The organism is Blautia sp. AF26-2 (assembly GCF_003460955.1).
GTDB classification, from domain to species: Bacteria; Bacillota; Clostridia; order Lachnospirales; family Lachnospiraceae; genus Fusicatenibacter; species Fusicatenibacter saccharivorans.
In genome coordinates, this window is the sequence record NZ_QTWD01000003.1 from 230,924 (window position 1) to 249,682 (window position 18,759).

The 18,759-nt window shown below is 48.4% G+C and carries 12 protein-coding genes; 1 reads left to right on the forward strand and 11 read right to left on the reverse strand.

Annotated elements, in window-relative coordinates; all coding sequences use genetic code 11:
* Window positions 1-178: 178 nt before the first annotated feature.
* The 6 genes from DWY63_RS06220 to DWY63_RS06245 form a co-directional block, all read right to left on the reverse strand.
* Window positions 179-1,924 (reverse strand): extracellular solute-binding protein, encoded by a 1,746-nt coding sequence (locus tag DWY63_RS06220; RefSeq protein ID WP_117801636.1) that lies wholly within the window; start codon window positions 1,922-1,924, stop codon window positions 179-181.
* Window positions 1,921-3,651, reverse strand: a complete 1,731-nt coding sequence (locus DWY63_RS06225) for a sensor histidine kinase (protein ID WP_158568333.1) — start codon at window positions 3,649-3,651, stop codon at window positions 1,921-1,923. The genes DWY63_RS06220 and DWY63_RS06225 overlap by 4 nt, the downstream gene beginning before the upstream one ends.
* Before the next feature lies 1 nt (window position 3,652).
* Window positions 3,653-5,176 carry a response regulator gene (locus DWY63_RS18615; protein WP_117801638.1) on the reverse strand — a complete coding sequence of 508 codons (1,524 nt, stop codon included), beginning with the start codon at window positions 5,174-5,176 and terminating at the stop codon, window positions 3,653-3,655.
* Between the two features lie 198 nt (window positions 5,177-5,374).
* Window positions 5,375-5,770 (reverse strand): hypothetical protein, encoded by a 396-nt coding sequence (locus tag DWY63_RS06235; RefSeq protein WP_117761309.1) that lies wholly within the window; start codon window positions 5,768-5,770, stop codon window positions 5,375-5,377.
* Window positions 5,771-5,970: 200 nt separating this feature from the next.
* Window positions 5,971-7,542, reverse strand: a complete 1,572-nt coding sequence (locus DWY63_RS06240) for an AAA family ATPase (RefSeq protein ID WP_117801639.1) — start codon at window positions 7,540-7,542, stop codon at window positions 5,971-5,973.
* A gap of 148 nt (window positions 7,543-7,690) precedes the next feature.
* The gene (locus DWY63_RS06245) at window positions 7,691-9,265 is read right to left on the reverse strand and encodes a carboxylesterase/lipase family protein (protein WP_117801640.1); all 1,575 of its coding nucleotides are present in this window, start codon (window positions 9,263-9,265) and stop codon (window positions 7,691-7,693) included.
* 299 nt (window positions 9,266-9,564) lie between these two features.
* On the opposite strand from DWY63_RS06245, the gene DWY63_RS06250 reads away from it, so the two are divergent.
* Window positions 9,565-10,926 (forward strand): MATE family efflux transporter, encoded by a 1,362-nt coding sequence (locus tag DWY63_RS06250; RefSeq protein ID WP_117801641.1) that lies wholly within the window; start codon window positions 9,565-9,567, stop codon window positions 10,924-10,926.
* Window positions 10,927-11,040: 114 nt separating this feature from the next.
* On the opposite strand, the gene DWY63_RS06255 is transcribed toward DWY63_RS06250, so the two are convergent.
* The 5 genes from DWY63_RS06255 to mfd all read right to left on the reverse strand — a co-directional run bounded on the left by DWY63_RS06255 (window position 11,041) and on the right by mfd (window position 18,754).
* The gene (locus DWY63_RS06255; RefSeq protein WP_117801642.1) at window positions 11,041-11,751 is read right to left on the reverse strand and encodes an HAD family hydrolase; all 711 of its coding nucleotides are present in this window, start codon (window positions 11,749-11,751) and stop codon (window positions 11,041-11,043) included.
* Between the two features lie 231 nt (window positions 11,752-11,982).
* Complete coding sequence (locus tag DWY63_RS06260) at window positions 11,983-12,867, reverse strand: homocysteine S-methyltransferase family protein (RefSeq protein WP_117801643.1); 885 nt, start codon at window positions 12,865-12,867, stop codon at window positions 11,983-11,985.
* A gap of 216 nt (window positions 12,868-13,083) precedes the next feature.
* Entirely contained in the window at window positions 13,084-13,371 is a 288-nt protein-coding gene (locus DWY63_RS06265; protein ID WP_117801644.1) for a hypothetical protein, read from the reverse strand.
* A 261-nt stretch (window positions 13,372-13,632) separates the two neighbouring features.
* The gene (locus tag DWY63_RS06270) at window positions 13,633-15,042 is read right to left on the reverse strand and encodes a SurA N-terminal domain-containing protein (RefSeq protein WP_117801645.1); all 1,410 of its coding nucleotides are present in this window, start codon (window positions 15,040-15,042) and stop codon (window positions 13,633-13,635) included.
* A gap of 187 nt (window positions 15,043-15,229) precedes the next feature.
* The gene (gene mfd, locus DWY63_RS06275) at window positions 15,230-18,754 is read right to left on the reverse strand and encodes a transcription-repair coupling factor (protein ID WP_117801646.1); all 3,525 of its coding nucleotides are present in this window, start codon (window positions 18,752-18,754) and stop codon (window positions 15,230-15,232) included.
* Window positions 18,755-18,759: the final 5 nt, after the last annotated feature.

Below are 18,759 nucleotides of genomic sequence, written 5' to 3' on the forward strand. Positions count from 1 at the left end.
AGTCGGCGGATTTTTCTGAAATATCAAGAATCTATGATCTATGTTGGATTTCTACGTTACATTTCTACACCGGAGCGTATCCGGAAAATCATTTCCGCAATCTGCAGAATTCTTTTCCGCAACAAAAAAAGAGGCCGCGCACCGTTTTTCCGGTGCGTCCTGCCTCCTCTTCTGTTTTTTATTCCGCCTTCTGCTCGGCTTTTTCTTCTGTCTTCTGATTTTCCTGTGAACTCAGGCTTTTCCTTTCCTGAATCATCTCCTGAATGATTTCATCTCCGCCTTCCTCCTGCCACTCTTTTACAAAATCATCAAAAGAAGAAAGCTCAGACTCGCCCCGGATAATTTTTAAAAAGGTCTCCGATTCCAGTTCTTTTAAGGTGTAACGATATGTTTCTGTGGTCTTCGTCCGGGTCGGATAAATCGTATTCACTCTTTGAATCTTTTCGTCGCTTAAAAGCGAGCAGGCTGTGATACGGGATAAATACGCGCTCCACTCCTCCGCACTCGCTGTTTTCGGGTTCTCCAGATAGGCGCGGCATACCTTTTCGAACGATCTTTCCAAAATCTCCAGCTCATCCTCCGATTTTTCCCCGTTCAGTGCCGCCTGCAGATTTTCGTAACAGATCGTCAGTGCCTGATTATAGTCGAGATTGATTGCTAAGGGGCGTGCCGTCGGATCGATATTTCCCGTATAATATTGCTGAAATTCTCCCCTTGGATCATCGTAGGAATAGCGCATATAATCAAACATCACCGACAGAATCTTCGGCACAATCTCCGGATATTCATACCCTTTTCGCACTACCACATAATTTCCGGTCAGCTTTTCGTTGCAGTATCGCACACTTCCATCCTTCCCGGTCCGAATCAGAAACGGCTGCCAGTCGGCCTCCGGATCCGTCTCATGACAGCGCCAGAGCGGGTTGTTCGGTGCCCACCACGGTGCGAAGAAAATGCCGCAGCGTCCCTGGGCAATGAGCTCGGCAATGTCATCCTGTGTGCGGATCAAAAAGTCCCGGTCAAGGACGCCCTCCTGGTACCAGTCGGCCAGCATGCCAAGTGCGTCTTTTACATTGGGCTGAACGGAACCATAAACCGGCATTCCTTCCGCATCCGTCAGCCATCTTCCCGGATATGCACCAAATGAGGCAAAAATAAGATTCATGCCGTATTCCGAAGAAATGCCCGTGCCGCCGTACAGAGTTGTGCTGACTGCAAGGCCGATGTTACCCATCTCCTGGTTTGCCGGATTCTCCTCTGCAAACGTCAACGCAATATGTTTCACATCATCGATCGTTTCCGGTACGGAAAGTCCCAGTTTTTCCATCCAGTCCTTCCGCACCCAGAGAAGATTCGGACCGTCCGAAATGTTGGTTTCCGGGAATGCCATCAGCTTTCCGTCAAAGGTACAGCCCTGCAGAATCTCCTCACCGTAGCTTGCATAAATATCCTTGATACGGTCGCTGGCACAATTTGCATAAACCTCTGTAAGATCGGCAAGCTGATCGTTTTTCTGCATGGCATTCATCGTTTTCTGATCCACAACCATGATATCGGCAATGTTTCCTGTTGCAATCATGGTAGAAATGCCAACGTTATAGGTATCACCGTAGTTTTCATAAACATCCTCGTTCTGTACATTAATGATTTCGCGGATCAGGCGTGTATAGGCATTGTCCTCATAGGTTTCTCCCTCCGGGAGATTGGAATTATTCACACCCGTCATTTTTGCCAGCGTGTACGTGATGGTTTCCGGGTAACGTCCGTACGGCGTTGTTTTCGCTTCCGTAAGAGCCGCAGCCTCATTTCCGGCAGCATCGGAAACAGAATCATTCCCTGCTGCGCCACTTTCTCCGCAGCCACCCAGAATCGTTCCCGCTGCCAGCAATACAGCGAGGCCTGCCGCAATTTTTTTTTGCATCATGCCTGTACCTCCCTTTCCACACCCGGAATCCGTACCGTCACTTTCGTTCCCTTTCCCGGCTCACTCTCAATCGAAAGACCATACGCTTCTCCGTATTCGAGCTGAATCCTGGAATTGACATTCCGCACACCGTAGCCGCTGCTCTTCTCCGTCAGAATGGTCTGTGCTTTTTCCTGTTCCATGCCAACGCCATTATCCGCCACGGAAAGCACCACACAGTCTCCGTCGCGCCGTCCGCTGATTGTGATCACGCCTGGCTCACTGCCGCGCCGCCGGTCAATTCCATGTGCAATCGCATTTTCGGCAAGCGGCTGCAGAATCAGGTTCAGTGTACGGTAATCCAGAATATCCTCCGCCACATCCATTTTGACCGTAAAACTGTAGTCGTGAAACATTTCCTGAATCTGCAGATACGAACGCACATTGTCGATCTCCTCGCGGATGGACATCGTATTTTTGCCTTTGTTCAGAGAAGTCCGGTAGTACCGCGAAAGCGCCAGCGTAGCCTTGCTGATATCATCCGAACCGATTTCCAATGCTTTCCAGTTGATCAGCGACAGGGAATTATACAGAAAATGCGGGTTAATCTGCGCACGGAGCGCCGTCATTTCATACTGCTTCTGGCGGATGCGGCTCTCATAGACTTCCTGAATCAGCTGACGGATACGCGACAGCATCTGATTAAAGCCACGCGTCAGATCACCGATTTCATCTCTTTCCGTAGAAACCATTTCCACTTCCAGGTTTCCTTCCTCTACCTCGGCCATCGTCTTTTTCAGCTTTTCAAGGCGGTGCGCCATATTTCCGGAGAATCTCATAATCACGACCGCAGAGAAAAGGACGCAGCCCGCCCACATCAGAAGAACTATCAGAAGAATCGGCTGCATCGGACTGATGATGCCTTTTTTCGGCAGATAGCACGCGGCATGCCATCCATTCTGCTCAATCTCCTTTTCCAGGAGAATGTAGTTCGCTGTATTCTGCTTCTCTTTTTTTTGTATCTTCTGAAAGTCTGAAAATTCCATCTGGTATTTCGCATTCCTGGTCATCTTCTGATTTTCATACAGCACTTCTTTGTCCTCATTGTAGACGAAAACACCGTAATCCTCATTGACTGCAAGCTCCATGGAGCCAAAAATCTTACTGTAGTCCATGGAAATGTATAAAAAACCGCCTTTTCCGTCATCAATCAGCGGCATAGACCGCACCATCGTCACCGTTCCCTGATCCATATCGGCATACCAGTGAACGTCATTGTCCGCCGGTGCTGTCCATTCATCATTTTCAATTTCCTGCGCCGGACGCAGATACGTGCCGTGCGGAATGACGAAATCACGCACATAGACCGTAGATTGTCGGATTTCCGGGTAAAAATAACTTAAGGAATCCATCATCGGATCAAACTCTTTCACCATGCGCTCGTATGCTTCGAAGCTGTTTTTGTCTTCTGCCTTTATAATCTGAACAATCGTCTGGTCGAATGCCAGATAGTCCGACATACTCTGGTGCAGCGCAAGCTCCGTATTCACATCGTCCACTGCCTGATCAAAGGTGGTCTGCAGATTTTTGATCTCACGCTCGACAAGTACACGGCGCATCTGGGTGTAAAACAGTGTGAACATCAGGCACATTGGGAAAAGTCCTGTGAGAACGTAAGCCACGATAAGTTTCCGGTGTACCTTCATATCTGAAAATGCTTTTTTTATTCTGCCGGCAAATGATGTCATCTTACTCCCCCTGATCCCGGTATTTCTGCGGGCTGATTCCAAAATATTCGCGGAAGCTCTGACAGAAATAGGACACATTCACAAAACCGCATTTTTCGCAGATTATACCGATTTTCTCATTCGTATTTTCAAGCATCTCCCGCGCACGCTCCATGCGGAAACCTTTTAAGTAGCGGCTCAGGTTTTCTCCTGTATTTTTCTTGAAAATGCTGCTCAGATAATTCGGTGTCATGCCAACCTCGCGCGCAAGCTGGTCAACACCCATGCCACTGTCAGAATAGTTCTCACAGATATACTGTTTAATCTGCTCGACTTCTCTGCGTTTCGCAACACCGCCGTCTGCGCGGAAGACCGTTTCGAGCCGGTCAATACCCATACGGACCGCTTGAATCACACCGGTCATGTTGCTGCTGTGATACAGGGCGTCGATCTCACGGTCCAGCTCCCGCTCATCTTTTCTCTCGAGATTGTCGTAAATCTCTTTCAATAAGTTGGAAAACATAAATTTGATGTAAATCTGAGAAAAAATCGTCTGGTGCTCATACTTTTCGCAGAACTGGTCAAAGTGTTCACGCAGGCTCTCCAGATCCTTCATGCGAATGTCCTGCTGGATCTGGCGGATCAGGATTTCAGCATCAATCTGCACCAGCACCTCGGACTGCTCCTCCTGAAAGGGAAGAAAAACATGGTTTCCCGTGTGATAAAAGCGACGCTCCATGAGCTGCTCCGTCTGTGCAAATGCATCGTAAAGCTCAACGTCCGGCGTGATCTCACCCGACACGGCCAGAAAGCATTCCTGGTCCCACATTTCACGAATATAATGGTACAGCTTCCGTCCGAACGCTTCCCAGCCGCCATCCGGCTCCTCGCTAAAAAACAGGATGGACTGCTGTGGGTTCAGGTTCAGATAGTGAAAGGGCATCTGCAAATCGCTCTGCATCTTTTCAATCTGTTCGCTGTTTACCTGTTCAAAATAGTTGTTGGCACACTCCAGCAGTACCATACGGCAAAAATCCCGGACAAAGCTCATATCGAGAAGCGTCTGTGTTTTCTCCTGCATTGCGCTGCGGCTCTGCCCATTGACCATCAGATACAGCAAATGTTCCCGCAGAAACTCCATACTTTCGTCCTTCCGTTTTTCCTCACGCTCACTCTTTGCAAGCTTTTCGTTGATTTCACCAACCACCTTTTCAAATTCTTCCGGGTTGACCGGTTTTAAAATATAGGCGAAAACACCGTAAGAAATCGCCTTTTTCGCGTAGGAAAACTCATCATACCCACTGAAAATCACCGTTTCCGTCCCCGGATACTCCTCATGAATCCGGGAAAGAAGCTCAATTCCATCCATGAACGGCATATTGATGTCGGTCAGAAGCACGTCAATTTTCTCTTTTTCGAACACCTCCAGCGCTTCCTCTCCATTGGAGGCCTCCAGAATATTCTCCCGGATATTCATCCGCGAAAGCAGCATTCGAATGCCCTTTCGCTCTATCATTTCATCATCTACAATCAGATATGTGTACATGCATCGATCCTCTTTCTAAGCAGCCTGCCTAAAGCGGCGCATACTGGTTTTATTATACCATTCCCGCGGCAGAATTGCATAGCATTTACCGCTCAAAACCGTTACCGGAAACGCAAAAACAGAGCCGGTGAAAACATTCTCATCCGACTCTGGTTTTTCTATTACATGATTTCAGGACACCACTCATCCTGTCCCGAATCAGGCCTTCGTCCTGTATAAGCCCAGAAAAATAACGCGCTCTTCCGATGTATCCGTGTCCGGGAAAGACAGGATCAGACTGTTTTTCTGCTCATCTTCCCACCTTGTCGTCTTTCCCTCAAGAATCTGATTCTCTCCCACCAGCAAATCTTCAAGTAATTCTGCCGCCTGATGAGCCAGCGTCTGCAGTACCGTTTGAAATTCAGATTCCGGAACCGTTATGGCATATTCCACAGATACCAGTTGATCATTCTGAAAAGAAAAGATTTCCTGAATATCATCCGACAGACTGGAAATGCTGATCGAATGAATGATTCGCGGATACGCTTCTCCTAACGTGGTATCAACATCATCTTCCGAAAGCTGCGTCTTCTGCAAAACATCTTCCATAGACATATCAAATTTCACATTCCCGGGCGACAGGGTGGAATGGCTGAAATCAACGGCATACAGAAAGATGTTGCTGTTATTTTGGGAACTCTGTGAGGAACATGCAGCTAAAAAACAACAGCAAATCCCCAAAAAGATCCTGCAAATTACCGTTGAAGTAAAACGAATATTACGATTTTCAATATTCATAATACCTCCTCTCCCTTTTACTTCTGATATTCCTCAATTCTGCAAACATGTTCTTTTGTCTTTTTATTATAATTAATTCCTACCAGAAGCAAGTTTCCCTGATATTCTTCCAGACTTCTGCAATATTCTTTGTCCTTAATCTGCGCAAGCGCACCCTCTGCTGTTTTGTCCCATTTCAGTTCTACAACCAGCGCCGGTTTGTCCTGGTATCTTTTTCTTGGTACGAAAACAAGATCCGCAAACCCTTTTCCCCCAGGCAGTTCACGGTAAACCGTGTAAAAATTCCGTGCTGCATACAGCGCCAGTGAAATCGTATAGCTCAACGCATTTTCATCATTGTACTGAAGCTGTGACGTTTCAAAATGTGCCAGCCGAATTCCCTCTGCTACCTGTGTTTCCTGTTTTTCCCACACAGCCTGCAGAAGATCTGCGGAATTTTTCAGTGCCTTTGAAATATCTCCCCATTGGGAAACGGTTACCGCACTGGCATATTCTGACTGTACCTCGGCATTCGGAATAAAAACATATTTATTCTGTTCCTCATAACCAAGATATCCAAGATGAATCAGCAGTGTCAGCACATCATCCTCTGTCCGGAAAGTTGTCATATCATTCGTAAAACTGCCCGTGTTCACCGGAATCTTTTTCCCTGCCATCATCTGCAGTACGTCATCCCGCAGGCCGTCAAAATTCAGATCAATATACCACTGTAGTGCTTCAAATGTTTCTGTCTGATTCCAGTAATTGCCGATTTTCCGGAATCGCATGGCATTGACAACCGAACGCGGGCTGTAAACCGAACTTTCTCCCGGGAACGAATAGCCGTCATACCAGTTTTTAATTTCTGCCAGATCCATCTGATACCGGCCGCAGAGTTCTTCTACTTCCTGCTCCGTAAATCCTACATATTCTGCGAGCGGCCCTGGATCAAGCATTGTAAATTCATCAAACATATTCAGTGCAGAATGGGTTCCATATTTTTTGATCGGCAGAATACCCGTCAGATAGGCAAGTGCTACGTAAACCTTATCTTTCAGAAAATCCCGCAGGAAATCAAGATACTCTTCCTGTGCTTTTTTATCCTGCTGATATTCCCGGAAAACACAGTCCCATTCATCAATGATAATGATAAACGACTGTTTTGTTGCCGCATAAATATCCTGCAGCGATTCTACCAGATCCGTATCGTCAAAGTAGTCCACGTCCGGATAACTGTTTTTCAGTTCCCGCAGCAGCATTCTTCGAACACGGTCAATCACCTGGCCAATTTCCTTGCTCCGGCTCAGAAATTCCTGCATATTCAAAAAAATCGTAGGATATTGATTTAAGTGCTGTGCAAATACAGCATTTTGAGAAATTTTCAATCCAGAAAAAAGTTCTCTGGAATCGCATTCCTTCCCATAATAAGCCGTCAGCATATCCGCCGTCATAGATTTTCCAAAGCGCCGCGGACGGCTGACACAGACATATCTCTGCACAGTATTAATCACCTGATTGGTATACTCGATCAGCCCTGTTTTATCCACATAAATTTCGGACTGAACCGCTTTTGCAAATTTTTCATTTCCCGGATTCAGATAAACTCCCATATTCCACCTGCGCCTTTCTCTTTCTACCTCTATCATACGATATTCTTGCCTTAAGTTCAATTTAGCATAAGTTGAAAAATGCCAGAATGTTTTTAACTGAGGCAAAACATTCTGGCTGTTTTTTCTGGGATTGCTATGAGTCAATTAATTAATGAATAAAGAACGCGTCCTCTTCCTCGTCTTCCACAACCGGTGTCATCGGGTTATACTCGGTTTCCACCAATTTTTTCACCAGCTCGTGATCGAAGTTGCGGCGGATTTCACAGGTTCTGTCGAAAATCATGGTTGCTTCATCCCCTTGGGTGCATGCCGGCCAGTTCGGGAGGGATGGGGTTTCCGGACTTCCGTAGCGGGCAAAGTTGATCCAGGCGGTGGCCATACGCTCCTGCAGACGGTCTGTTTCGCCCGGGACATTGCATACGGCGATGCGGTCGATGTTATGGAATACGAACGGAATCTCGGCACAATGCCATGCGGCTTTTCCGCCATCGATCGGGAATTCATAGGTAAACTGATAGGAATAAGTCGGCGCTTCTGTAAACTCCGATTTCTGACGAATGAATTCGATCGTGTCCGGACGGAAGAACGTATCCACAGACCACAAATCGGCAATTGTTTTGTCCGGATATGCTTTTTCAAAAAGAGAAATCAGTTCCGGCGTTGCATCACCATATTTTCTCGTCAGGAACGCAATCTGTTCCTCACGGTTCATCTCATGTTTTCCCGGCACAACCGGTCCAAAATCAAACTCACCGATGTTGGTTCCTGCCAGCACAGGAATCGTTTTGGCGTGATCCGTAAATCCGCATTTGATCGGATTTCCGCGGAACCAGCCGTTCTCCATCGGTCCCTGTCCGATATAGCAGCCTTTCGCAGCAACCTCTGCCTCAACTTTATTGTACGCATTTGACAGCTCATAATACGGGATCGTCTCAAGCTTCTCCACCTCGGACTCGTCCAGATTCAGTTCTTTTAACAGAGCCTTCACAATCGCGGTGCCGTCTCCGTCCTCTTTCTGATAAACCTTTGCCTCATAAACACCGCTCTCGATGATACCCTTCTGGAACAGGCCGTCTGCTGCCGGCGTATTCATCAGCGTTGCCACCTTCATACCGCCGCCGGACTGACCGAAAATCGTAACATTCTCCGGGTCTCCGCCGAATGCCGCGATATTGTCATGTACCCACTGCAATGCAGCTACCATATCTGCGTTTCCTGCATTCGCAGAATTTTTGTATTTTTCGCCAAACGGCGAGAGATCGAGATAACCGAGGATATTCAGCCGATGGTTCACGGAAACAACAACGACATCACCGAACTCGCTTAAGTGATCCCCCTCATATGCCACATGCTCAATCGCAGAGCCGGCGCTGAAGCCGCCGCCGTGGAGCCATACCATGACCGGCTTTTTCGCACCCGGATCAAGACTCTGTGTCCAGACATTCAGGTTCTGGCAATGCTCGTCCTGCGGCCAGTAGCGATGCGGTACCAGCACCTCCATGTTCGGCTCATCCTGCTTTAAAAGCGGGCATACATAGCCGTATGCCAGTGCATTTTTGATTCCTTTCCACGGTTTCACCGGCTGCGGCATCTGGAAACGATCCGCCTCGGCGTAATGGATTCCATGAAAGGCATACGTCGTGTTCAGTCGGAAACCGCGTACCTTTCCTGCTTTTGTCTCTACTACCGGATCTGTTTTACTGCATACAAAATAATCTCCCATATTTCAGTTACCTTCTTTCTATCCTGTTCTGTGACGCGCAGTTTCCAAAAAACCACCGCAAAATCCCCCTGATCTTTCCGTTTTTGCACCGGTCTTTGAAGCATCTGTTGTTTTTGCATTTACGCATCTGCTCCTTATTATACCAGACAATTTTTTCAGAAACAATTCTTTTCACTTTTATTTTCGGCTGTTTATATCAATAAAGTCCGAAAATCGCGTCAAAAATGGATATTTCCATCACAACTTCAAAGTGCTACAATAAAAAAGAAGGTAAAATCAACGTAAAAAAGGGGACTACTATGACGAAAACAGTACAAAAGAGCAAAGCCCGCGATATGACCCAGGGTTCTATCTGGAAACAGCTTCTTCTCTTCTCGCTTCCGCTGATGGCCGGAAATCTCTTCCAGCAGCTTTACAACACTGTTGACAGCATCGTTGTCGGCAACTTTGTCGGCAAGGAAGCACTCGCCGCCGTCGGCTCCGTCGGTCCGATCATCAATTCTCTGATCGGCTTTTTCATGGGACTTTCCACCGGTGCCGGTGTCATTATCTCTCAGTATTATGGCGCAAAGGCGGATGAAAAGGTCAGCCGCACCGTCAGCACGACACTGGTGATGACATTTTTTCTCTCTATTGTCTTTACTATTCTCGGCATCTTCATTACACCGTACATGCTCCGCATGATGAGTACGCCGAACGACGTCATCCGCGAGTCAGCAACGTATCTTAAAATTTACTTTGGCGGTGTTGCCGGTCTGATGTTCTACAACATGGGCTCCGGCGTTCTCCGCGCTGTCGGCGATTCCCGCCATCCGCTGTATTTCCTGATTTTTTCCGCTGTTATCAATACCGTGCTCGATCTTTTGTTTGTCGTTTCCTTCGGCATGGGAATCGAGGGTGTGGCGCTTGCAACCGTTATTGCACAGTGCCTTTCGGCGGTTCTGACGCTGTATGTGCTGACCACAACAGACGGCCCCTATCGCATCTGTTGGAAAAAGCTCTGCATGGACTGGTCTTTGCTGTACCGCATCGTCTGCGTCGGACTGCCGGCAGCGATCCAGCAGATGGTGACTTCCGTTTCCAACGTTTTCGTGCAGTCCTATATCAATGTATTCGGCTCGGATGTTATGGCAGGCTGGAGTGCCTGCATGAAAATCGACCAGTTTATGATGCTGCCGATGATGAGTGTTGGTCTTGCTTCGACCACCTTCACCGGACAGAACGTCGGTGCCAGCTACATTGACCGTGCAAAGAAGGGTGCTACAACCGCATTCCTGCTTGCTGAGCTTGTAACCATTGTGATGATGATTCCTCTGCTGATTTTCGCCCCGCAAATGGTCTATCTGTTTAACCAGGAGACAGCTGTGATTCGTTACGGAACCCTGTTCCTGTATCTGCTCTCCCCGTTCTACATTCTCTGCTGCGTCAACCAGGTTTATTCCAACGTCCTGCGTGGCGCAGGAGACACCAGAACACCAATGATCGTAATGCTCGGAAGCTTCGTCGTGTTCCGCCAGATTTACCTGTTTGTGATGTCTCATATATTTGATTCCATCATTCCGATTGCACTTGGTTATCCGGCGGGATGGCTGGTATGCAGTGTTCTGATTTATGCCTGCTATCGAAAATTCCGGTGGGATAAAGGAATGCGGAAAAGCTGAAGGATTCCTTTCCTGACATAAGCAAAAGGGGCTGTTGCACTAAGAAAATGAACGTAGTGCGACAGCCCCTTTTTTCGCATTATTTTTTCAGGAGTGCTGCTGAATGCTCTTCAGTTAAAATAACTCCGCAATCGCCGCGATCTTCTCACAGTTTTCCGGCAGCGGGTCGTTTATTTTCGGTGACTGGCGCGTTGCCACGTAACGGCTTGCAATTCCGGCAGAGGCTGCACCGTGGCAGTCAGCGATATCGTCATTTCCTGTCATCAGGCATTCTGCCGGATCGAGGTGATACTGCTTCAGCAGCATCTCATAAAACGCCGGATCCGGTTTTTTCACACCGGCATCCGATGAGAGCAGGATTCCATCAAAGTATTTCGTAAGGCCGAGCAGGGAAATTTCCGGCGCGGTGAAAAGCGCCTGTGCGTTGGACAGCAGAAAAACCTTCTTTCCTGCGTCTTTTAAACGCTGCAGCATTTCCGGCACGCCGGGGAACAGTTTCAGTTCTTCTATCGAAATCGCACGGAACATTTTCGCCAGATCTGCAATTTCTTTTTCCGTTACCGAAACAGCCTGATCCTCAAACAGCTGCCGGAACACATCCGCAATGTCGATTTCCGGTACATGGCTGCCGCGGCATTCCATTTTAAGCGCAGCTTCCTGCTCTTTGATTTTTGTCTCATACGCCATCCGGAGTTCTTTCGGCTCATAGGCGGCCCCTTTCATGCCGAAGAACAGGCTCATTTTTTTCCAGAGATACGCTTTCTTTTCATTCGTATGTATATCTACCAGAGTTCCATATAAATCAAAAATATAATTCTGATACATCCTTCATCATCCTTTCTTACGGAAAGTTTTCCACACGACACGTATTCTACCAGACTTTTCTCCACAATTCCATGTCTTTTTTCCAGACTTCCTATCTTTTTCTCCACCCGGGCTTTCCATCAGACCAGATCGTTGAACTCTGTTTTGCAAAAAAATTCCCCCGTACAGATTTTGTCCGCAACAGGGGAATTCATTACATCTCACAGTTTCCTGCGAATTGTAATCTTTGATTTACTTTCTCGCATCCAGCATTTCTTTCACCAGACGAATATACTCCGGTGTCGTTCCGCAGCAGCCGCCGACAATGCCTGCACCCGCGTCTACCAGAATGTTCATATATCTTGCAAACGTCGGCGCATCCATGCTGTAGATTGCCTCACCGGTCGGCATGATTTTCGGCAGGCCGGCATTCGGTTTTACGATAACCGGTACTCTTGCCACTTTTTTCATGGAATTTACGACTGCCTCAAGCTGATCCGGTCCGACCGAGCAGTTCAGTCCTACGGCGGATGCTCCCATTTCCTGCAGTGTCTCAACTGCTTCCACAGCGTTTCCGCCGAACAGGGCAGAACCGTCTGCTTCCAGCGTCAGAGAACACATAATCGGCAGATCGCAGACAGAAAGTGCAGCATCCATAAAGACACACGTTTCGTCTACGCTCAGCATCGTCTCCGCTACCAGAAGATCAACGCCCGCATTTGCTACCGCTGTTACCTGCTCTGTGTAGGATTCCAGCAGCTCTTCATAAGAGAGATCGCCTTTTGGCTGCAGCATTCTTCCCGGTGTGGAAAAATCTCCCGCAATCAGCGCACCTGTTCCGGCAAGCGCTTTTTTCGAAATGTCCACCAGGCGTGCATTCAGCTCCTCCACCTCGTTTTCTCTTCCATAATCCGCTAATTTCAATCTGTTTGCACCAAAGGTCGGCGCATAGACAATCTGGCTTCCCGCCTCCACGTAAGCCTTCTGTAAATTTGCCAGAATATCAGGATGCTCCAGAACCCAAAGTTCTGTACTGACTCCTTTTGGCATTCCCGCTTTTGTCAGATTTGATCCGGTTGCGCCATCCAATAAAATGACACCTGCTCCGGCAAGCTGTTCAAATTCTTCTCTTGTCATTTTCTTTTCTCCATTCTGCCCGAGTTCCCTGCAGCACATGTCCGCGTATACTGACAAATCCCGGCTGTTTTTTTCTGAACCTGCCGCGCTTTTCGCGTCAAATTCATGTTCAGTATAGCATTGTATTGTTTTCCCGACAAGTAAAAAAAGAGGTATCCGTTTTGGATACCCCTTCGTCTGTTTCTGTTCACGAATGTTCAGCAAACCCCGACATTCTCAATCATGATGCGCGTCTGAATGATGTGTCTCCGAATGATGCGTCTCCGAATGATGTGTCCTGCCCGAGCTGTTCCCTCCACCGGATGTGGTATTTTTCGGTGACCCCGGAGACAAATTTGTTCCCTGGTTCACACGGGTTGCTTTCTGTCCATTTTCCACCTGCGAGGATGCCGATACCGTTGAAACACCCGAATCGGAACTGTTTTCCGTTGCAGCATTTTTTCCACACGCAACGAAAGCCAATACTGCTGTACCGACAAGTACGGAAATTACTGCCTTCTTCATTTCTCCACCTTCTTTCCTGGTACATCGTTTTCGCCTGAACATTAGAGCGTGTCTGAAAAATTATTTCCGCAATTTGCGAGATACACTCTGGTTGTAATTTCATTTTAAATGAACTTCTTACTATTGTCAATTTACTCTACAAATTCCCTATTATTTTCTTTTTTTGTAACGATTCAGAGCCATGCGAAATGGAAGAAAAATCGCGAAGCAGCCGGACCCCTCTCCCGGATCCGGCTGCCGTTTGTCCTGTATCGTATGCTTTTATTCTGCAGTGCTTGAAGACGTTGAAGCAGTGCCTGTGCTGCTTGTCGATGTCGTTTCGGTACTGCCTGATGTCGTGCTGTCAGACGTTGTACTGTCCGTTGCGGTACTGTCCGTTGTTGTGCTGTCGGTTGTGGTTCCATCTGTGGAATCTGTAGAAGCGCTGTCAACTGTCATCGTATACAGATCTGCGTCCGTTACTTCAAGTTTTTTCCAGTTGGATGCGACCTTGATATCGCTCTCCTTTACCCATCCATCCAGTGTATCGTTGTACTTATCCGATTTGCGGTTGGAAATGATGGTCTGTCTTCTGGACTCGGTTTTGTCCTCGTCGAATGCTTTATCTACACGGATCACATAATATGCATCGTCGCCTTCGATGACACCGTCATAATACTCGCCATCCTTCAGCTTTGCTGCTTCTTCCGCTACTTTATCTCCAAGAGAACAGGTATCGTCATCGTCTTTCTCCGATCCGGTTCCAAAGGATGTCTCGGAAGAGGTCAGATAAGAAACCTCAGAGGAGGAATCGCTGGCGGAACTGCTCGATGTGCTCGCGCTTGAAGCGTCGGATGCGCTTGTGTCGGAAGCATCGGAAGAAGAGCTGCTCTCATCGGAGCTGTCGGCAGAATCGGTGGAATCTGCGGTATTCTCCGCATTTAACTGATCGTTCAGCTCCTTGCGCAGATCGGTAAACGATGCGGCTGCAGGATCCTCAGACTCTTTTAAGAGATCCAGGAATCTCTGTGCGATTTCTTTCTTTGCCGCTTTTTCCTCGTCCGTCAAATCAATCGTTTTTCCATCGTCATCCTTCTCGGTTCCTGCTGTGGATACCGTGATGTAGCTGATGGAGGTCTGCTTTGCCTCTTCATCGGATACCTCGGTATCTACATCTGCGATGATCGGATCATAAATTTTGGTTTGAATAACATACAGCTCCAGTGCATCCTGGATGTCCTCAACGGTTGCGTGCAACTTTTTCATCACATCGTCACCGTTCTTATCTGCGAATGCCTGTGCAGCCTCTTTCGCCTGCTGTTTTTCCTCGTCTGTCAGGGAAATTCCGTATTCCTCTGCGTGCTGCCGCATCAGAAGCTCTTTTTCGATCGTATCAAGAGACTGCTCCTTGAACGTTTCCCCGGTAGTCTTTCCATCGTCGCCTTCCTTGTCGTACATCTCAGACGGCATCTGCATTCCGTACATCGAGTACATCTTGGAATAATAATTGTACATGGTTGCCTGCTGATATCTCAGCATGAAATTTGCCTGTCCGAGTGTAATCGACTCGTCATTTACAGTAATTGCCGTTTTTGTTCCGTCCACATTGTCGGAACCGCAGCCAGTCAGTCCCATCGCTGCCATCGAAGCACTCAGCATAACGCAGACTGCTTTTGCTTTTAAATTTTTCATTACTTCCTCCTCATGCAGGGCGAAATGTATGCTCAAAAAGAGTTTTTCTTTTTACACGTTCGAATTTCCGGTCCTGCATCGATTTTTATAAACGCTTTTCCTATTATACCCTTTTTGTTGATACAGGGCAACTTTTTTCTTCCCTGTTCACGCCTTTTTCACACGATTTTGTGGTTATGCGAGTATTTCACTCCTGTGTGATCTGCAGCAGATCTTCCACCAGTGCATGGCTCTTCTCCAGCAGATCGATCTTTTCCTTTGAATTTCTCCGCCGCGGCGTGTAGACAAACGCCAGCGACTCCATCTGGAATTTCAGTTCGTCTCGGTATTTCTGCAGCAGCTCCGGAATCCGCGCCACATCGATTTTTGCATGCTGCTGTAAGGTGACTCGTACCGAATCGCCCATCTGTTTCAGCTCCGTCACATACGCACAGTGCGCCAGCGCTTTCAGTTCTGCAACAGCCAGAAGATTCTGTACATTTTTCGGCGGTTCCCCGAAGCGGTCGGTCAGCTCCTCCGTCATGTCCTCATACTCTTCCTTATTTTCAATCGCCGCAATTCGCTTATAGGTGTCAAGCTTCAGAGACTCGTTGCTGATGTAGCTGTCCGGAATATAGGCACTGACATTCAGATCAATCGTTGTCTCGAACGCTTCTGCCGGTGCGATGCCCTTCGCCTCCTGGACAGCCTCTGCGAGCATTTTACAATAGAGATCGTATCCAACCGATTCCATATGGCCCGACTGCTCTGCGCCCAGCAGATTTCCGGCGCCTCGGATCTCAAGATCACGCATTGCAATTTTAAAGCCGCTTCCCATCTCCGTAAATTCACGGATCGCATGGAGACGCTTCTCCGCCACTTCCTTCAACATCTTGTTTCTGCGGTACATCAGAAATGCGTAGGAAGTCCGGTTCGACCGTCCGACGCGGCCGCGGAGCTGATAGAGCTGTGACAGTCCCATCTGGTCAGAATCATGGATAATCATGGTATTGACATTCGAAATATCGAGTCCTGTCTCAATGATCGTTGTTGACACGAGCACATCGATCTCTCCGTTGATAAATCCGTACATGATCTTCTCGAGCTCGCGCTCCTTCATCTGCCCGTGCGCAAAGCCCACATTTGCATCCGGCACGAGCTTCTGGATCGTGTTCGCCATATCCGCAATCGACTGGACACGGTTATAGACATAGTAAACCTGCCCGCCCCGCGCAAGTTCACGGTTAATCGCCTCGCGAACCATTTCTTCATTGTATTCACAGACAAAGGTCTGGATCGGCTGTCGATCCTGCGGTGCTTCCTCGAGCACACTCATATCCCGGATGCCGATCAGGCTCATGTGCATGGTACGTGGAATCGGCGTCGCCGTCAGTGTCAGAACATCCACATTTTTTTGCAGCTGTTTGATTTTTTCTTTATGCGTCACGCCGAACCGCTGCTCCTCATCGACAATCAGAAGGCCAAGATCTTTGAACTTTACGTCCTTCGACAGAACGCGGTGTGTTCCGATGACAATATCCACGAGTCCTTTTTTCAGATCCTCCAGCGTTTTTTTCTGCTCTGCCGGCGTGCGGAACCGGCACAGAAGATCAACGCGCACCGGAAAGTCCTTCATGCGCTCAACGAACGTATTGTAATGCTGCTGTGCCAGAATGGTGGTCGGAACGAGGTAGACGACCTGTTTGCTCTCCTGTACTGCCTTGAACGCTGCACGGATTGCAACCTCGGTTTTGCCGTATCCGACATCGCCGCAGATCAGGCGGTCCATGATCTTTTTGCTCTCCATGTCCGCCTTTGTCGCCTCGATCGCCGCAAGCTGATCGTCCGTCTCCTCAAACGGAAACAGTTCCTCAAATTCCTTCTGCCAGATCGTATCCTTTCCGAACTGATAGCCGGATGACGCCTGCCGCTCGGCATACAGCTTCACGAGATCCTGTGCGATATTTTTTACCGCATGGCGAACCCGTGTTTTCGTCTTATTCCATTCCTGACCGCCGATTTTATTCAGCTTCGGCACCTTTGCAGCTTCGCCGGACGCATACTTCTGCAGCGTATCGAGCTGGGTGGCCAGCACATAGAGGTTCGATCCGCCCGCATACTCGATTTTCATATAATCACGCGTTACGCGGTCCATCTCAATTTTTTCGATACCGCGGTAAATACCAAGACCGTGGCTCTCGTGCACGACATAGTCACCGATCAAAAGATCCGCAAAATTCTGGATTTTCTGACCGGAATACTCCGATTTCTTCCGGTTTTTCTTCTTCTCTTTTCCAAAAATATCCGTCTCTGTAATCAGCACAAATTTCTGCATCGGATATTCAAAGCCTCTGCGGGCCGCGCCGTGGATCAGCATGACCTCGCCCGGTTTCAGAACACGCTCCTCATTCTCGCTGTAGAAGGCCGGAATCTCCTCATTCTGCAGGTCCTCTGCCAGATGCTGCGCCCTCGTCCGCGACGGACTCGCCAGTACAATACGGTAACCCGCTTTTTTCCAGGATTTCAGATCTTTTACCAGAAGCGGGAACTGATTGTTATACGAATTGACCGATTTCACCGTCACACTGAACTCATCGCGGATGTTCCACTCGCCCTTCTGCGGCTCCATCAGCGATACGGCAACACAGCCGCGGCGGTTCAGTTTTGCCACAAGCTCCGCCGTACTGCACATCAGCTTCGCCTGTCCCGGCAGGAGGTATCCCTTTTCAAGACGGTGGCTCACGCTCTCCTGAAATTCTGCTTCCAGCGCATCGGCACACTCGATGATGCGGTTCGGCTCATCGAGGAAAATGCGGCTGTTCTCCGGCAGATACTCAAGAAACGAGACGGTCTCCGGATAAAAATAATGAAGATACTGCTCCGCTCCCTGCAGAATTTCGCCCTCGCCGATCTGATCGCAGATTTCCTCTGCCGCATGGCGGATCCTTGCCGCTTCCTCTGTCATCATCTTGTCGCGGAATTTTGTGCTTTGCGCTTTCGCCTCTTTTTTTATAGCTTTTACGCCGCGCGCAATCGTGTCCTCTGTTAAAATCAGCTCCGATGCCGGATAGATTGTGATTTCCTCGAGGTTTTCAATCGACCGCTGGCTCTCCGCATCGAAGCTTCGGATGGAATCTATCTCATCGCCCCAGAGCTCAATCCGGATCGGGTTCTGTTCCGTCAGCGGATAAATATCGAGAATGCCGCCGCGGACGGAAAACTGACCGGTCGACTCCACCTGAAAGGTACTCTCATAGCCGAGCCGCACCAGCTCTTTTCTTATTTTATCCAGATCGAGTTCGCTGTCATTGCGCAGATGGATGCAATGTTTTTCGAACACGCCAAGAGGCAGAAGAAAGTCCATACATCCCCCTGCACTGGTGATGATGGTAACTTCCTTCCGCTCAAGAAGTGCCTGGATCACCTGAAGCCGCTGCCGGATCAGCAGATTTCCGTGAATGTCTGCCTGATAGAAAATCAGGTCCTTCGCCGGATAATACAGCGTCTCCGCATCGTACAGCCGGTAATCCTCATATAATTCTTTTGCTTTTAATTCATTTTCCGCGATCAGAAGCCGCACCGGGGCATCCTCGGAGAGACCTGCGATCATATGGGCTTTCTGGCTTTCCAGACAGCCCGAGATCACCGTCACACCTGCGGTTCCTTTTTTCAGATCACGGAACAGCTCGTCAAAACGGGCAATTTCTTTGATCGGTTCTAATAACGCTTTCATTTTCC

What these genes read in the sequence shown, in the direction of transcription:
- DWY63_RS06220 (WP_117801636.1), bottom strand. Translation starts at nt 1,924, where the DNA reads ATGATGCAAAAAAAAATTGCGGCAGGCCTCGCTGTATTGCTGGCAGCG.
- DWY63_RS06255 (WP_117801642.1), bottom strand. Translation starts at nt 11,751, where the DNA reads ATGTATCAGAATTATATTTTTGATTTATATGGAACTCTGGTAGATATA.
- DWY63_RS06245 (WP_117801640.1), bottom strand. Translation starts at nt 9,265, where the DNA reads ATGGGAGATTATTTTGTATGCAGTAAAACAGATCCGGTAGTAGAGACA.
- DWY63_RS06270 (WP_117801645.1), bottom strand. Translation starts at nt 15,042, where the DNA reads ATGAAAAATTTAAAAGCAAAAGCAGTCTGCGTTATGCTGAGTGCTTCG.
- DWY63_RS06250 (WP_117801641.1), top strand. Translation starts at nt 9,565, where the DNA reads ATGACGAAAACAGTACAAAAGAGCAAAGCCCGCGATATGACCCAGGGT.
- mfd (WP_117801646.1), bottom strand. Translation starts at nt 18,754, where the DNA reads ATGAAAGCGTTATTAGAACCGATCAAAGAAATTGCCCGTTTTGACGAG.
- DWY63_RS06260 (WP_117801643.1), bottom strand. Translation starts at nt 12,867, where the DNA reads ATGACAAGAGAAGAATTTGAACAGCTTGCCGGAGCAGGTGTCATTTTA.
- DWY63_RS06225 (WP_158568333.1), bottom strand. Translation starts at nt 3,651, where the DNA reads ATGACATCATTTGCCGGCAGAATAAAAAAAGCATTTTCAGATATGAAG.
- DWY63_RS18615 (WP_117801638.1), bottom strand. Translation starts at nt 5,176, where the DNA reads ATGTACACATATCTGATTGTAGATGATGAAATGATAGAGCGAAAGGGC.
- DWY63_RS06265 (WP_117801644.1), bottom strand. Translation starts at nt 13,371, where the DNA reads ATGAAGAAGGCAGTAATTTCCGTACTTGTCGGTACAGCAGTATTGGCT.
- DWY63_RS06235 (WP_117761309.1), bottom strand. Translation starts at nt 5,770, where the DNA reads ATGTCTATGGAAGATGTTTTGCAGAAGACGCAGCTTTCGGAAGATGAT.
- DWY63_RS06240 (WP_117801639.1), bottom strand. Translation starts at nt 7,542, where the DNA reads ATGGGAGTTTATCTGAATCCGGGAAATGAAAAATTTGCAAAAGCGGTT.